This window comes from Prevotella brunnea (assembly GCF_008016795.1).
Lineage (GTDB): Bacteria > Bacteroidota > Bacteroidia > Bacteroidales > Bacteroidaceae > Prevotella > Prevotella brunnea.
Genome location: NZ_SDIK01000050.1, coordinates 1 through 785, shown reverse-complemented (window position 1 = coordinate 785; position 785 = coordinate 1). Strand labels below are relative to the sequence as shown.

Annotated in this window: 1 protein-coding gene; it reads left to right on the top strand. The window is 43.6% G+C overall.

Going from position 1 to position 785, the window contains the following annotated elements; translation table 11 throughout:
• Positions 1-173 precede the first annotated feature (173 nt).
• The coding region (locus ETF27_RS06520) for an IS30 family transposase (RefSeq protein ID WP_147785615.1) at positions 174-785 on the top strand (612 nt) is incomplete at its 3' end.

The window sequence follows — 785 nt, the reverse complement described above, 5'->3', positions numbered from 1 at the left end:
TCTGCAAGTTCCAAAACGAAGTGCAATAAAAGAGTAGCCCTCGCCGAGAGATGCAGACGTTCTCGAAGCGTAGCGAGAGGTTGTCTGCATCTCTCGGCGAGGAAAAAAAACAACCAGCAATACAAATAAAAAAGGGAGACCTCTGTCTCCCCAAGATTAATTAACTTTGTATTGTGAAATATCATCAATTAACCTCGGAGCAAAGGTCGCAAATTTTCGCCTTACTCCAAAAGAAAACAGGGAGAAAAGAGATTGCCACAATCGTCGGCATCAGTCAGTCAACACTATCACGTGAAATCAAACGCAACAGCACGCCATCAGAAAAGTATATCTGGACAAAGGCGCACGATATGGCTATGCAGCGCAGAAAGAGAACGGTAAAGAACGCCAGGCTCTCTAACGAATTAGTCTGGAGAATTAAGGAATATATCACCAATGACCAGTGGTCTCCACGACAAATATCAGGTTATCTGCGCAAGAATGAGGGAATAAAGGTGTCCCACCAATCCATTTATAATATCATTCATAATGATACAACAGGGGAACTTGCCAAACACACAAGGCATAAGATGAAATACAGGCATCGTCCCAAGGGCAGGCATTTTCCAATTAAAGACAGGTTGAGTATCCATGAAAGAAGTAAGGAAGTTGACGGGAAGAGATTTGGAGATTTTGAGATGGACTTGATCGTAGACCCTGACCAGCATGCCATACTCACACTGGTAGAGAAATCCACCAATATGCTGCTTATGCAGAAACTGCCATTTGGGAAGCAGGCAAAGCCT